Source organism: Streptomyces sp. NRRL B-24085 (assembly GCF_001282115.1).
In the GTDB taxonomy this organism is placed as follows: domain Bacteria; phylum Actinomycetota; class Actinomycetes; order Streptomycetales; family Streptomycetaceae; genus Streptomyces.
Genome location: NZ_LJBR01000367.1, coordinates 1 through 1,764 on the forward strand (window position 1 = coordinate 1; position 1,764 = coordinate 1,764).

Genomic DNA, 1,764 nt, shown 5'->3' on the forward strand with positions numbered 1-1,764 from the left:
GAGTCTCCTCCGGCCCCGCCGCGTTCCCCCGTACCCCGCCCCCGACTGTGCACCGAGAGCGGAGACAGCGCATGACCACCACCCTCAACTCCACCCATCTCGTGGTGAAGTCCGGAACCTCCTGGAACGACGCCTGGCAACGCTGCCTCGCGGTCGCCCCCGAGGCATTCCGGGACGACCGCGTCCTCAACCTCTGGGCCTCCGCCTGGCGGGCCGACGGCCGGGCGCTGCCCGCCACCAGCCCCGTCGACGGCAGCCCCATCGCCGGCCCGCCGCGCCTGGACCGGGAAGCCGCCCACCACGCCGTCCGCGCCTCCCTCGACCAGCACCGCGCCTGGCGGCACATCCGGCTCGAAGAACGCCGGGCCCGCGTCGCCGCCACCCTCGACGCCCTCACCCAGCACCGCGAACTCCTCGCGCTGCTCCTCGTGTGGGAGATCGGCAAGCCCTGGCGGCTCGCGCAGGCCGACGTCGACCGAGCCATCGACGGCGTCCGCTGGTACGTCGACGGCATCGAACCGATGGTCGAGGGCCGCTCCCCGCTGGACGGCCCGGTGTCCAACATCGCCAGCTGGAACTACCCGATGAGCGTGCTCGTCCACGCCATGCTGGTGCAGGCCCTGGCCGGCAACGCGGTCATCGCCAAGACCCCCACCGACGGCGGCGTCGCCTGCCTCACCCTGGCCTGCGCGCTCGCCGCCCGCGAGGGCATCCCCGTCACCCTCGTCAGCGGCAGCGGAGGAGAGCTGTCCGAGGCGCTGGTGCGGGCGCCCGAGATCGGCTGCGTCTCCTTCGTCGGCGGCCGCGACACCGGCGCCGCCGTCGCCACCGCCGTCGCCGACCTCGGCAAGCGGCACGTCCTCGAACAGGAGGGACTCAACACCTGGGGCATCTGGAACTTCACCGACTGGGACGCGCTCACCGCCGTCGTCCCCAAGCTCTTCGACTACGGCAAGCAGCGCTGCACCGCCTACCCGCGGTTCGTCGTCCAGCGCGAGCTGTTCGACGAGTTCCTGGCCGCCTACCTCCCGGCGGTGCGCACCCTGCGCCTCGGCCACCCGCTCGCCGTCGAGCACCCCGACGACCCGTACCCGGCACTGGACTTCGGGCCGGTGATCAACGCGGCCAAGGCGAAGGAACTCCGCGACCAGGTCGCCGAGGCCATCAGCCGCGGAGCCGTCCCCGTGCACCGCGGCAGCGAGGCGGACGCACGCTTCCTGCCCGGCCAGGACACCTCGGCGTACGTCCAGCCGGTCACGCTCCTGAACCCGCCGCCGTCCTCGCCGCTGCACCACGCGGAACCCTTCGGCCCGGTCGACACCATCGTCCTGGTCGACACGGAGGCGGAACTGCTGGCCGCGATGAACGCCTCCAACGGCGCCCTGGTGGCCACCCTGTCCACCGACGACCGGGCCACCTTCGACCGGCTCGCCCCGCAGATCCGCGCGTTCAAGGTCGGTCACGGCAAGCCGCGTTCCCGTGGCGACCGCGACGAACTGTTCGGCGGATTCGGCGCCTCCTGGCGCGGTGCCTTCGTCGGCGGCGAACTGCTCGTGCGGGCCGTCACCCAGGGCCCGGCGGGCGAACGGCTGCCCGGCAACTTCCCCGAGTACCAGCTCATGCCGTGAGGCGCGACCGGGCGGCGCCGATGAGGAGGCGCCGCCCGGCCACCGGCGAACACACGACGACGCAGAGACGAGGTGACGAGCATGACGCTGGCTCTTGAGGGTGTGCGGGTGTTGGACATGACGCATGTGCAGTCGG

1 protein-coding gene is annotated in these 1,764 nt (G+C 72.8%); it reads left to right on the forward strand.

All coding sequences use genetic code 11. From position 1 onward, the window contains the following. Positions 1 to 71 precede the first annotated feature (71 nt). Positions 72 to 1,628 (forward strand): aldehyde dehydrogenase family protein, encoded by a 1,557-nt coding sequence (locus AOJ26_RS33095; protein ID WP_053852062.1) that lies wholly within the window; start codon positions 72 to 74, stop codon positions 1,626 to 1,628. The last annotated feature ends 136 nt before the right edge of the window (positions 1,629 to 1,764 follow it).

Coding starts and splice junctions, on each gene's coding strand:
- AOJ26_RS33095 (WP_053852062.1), top strand. CDS start 72: ATGACCACCACCCTCAACTCCACCCATCTCGTGGTGAAGTCCGGAACC.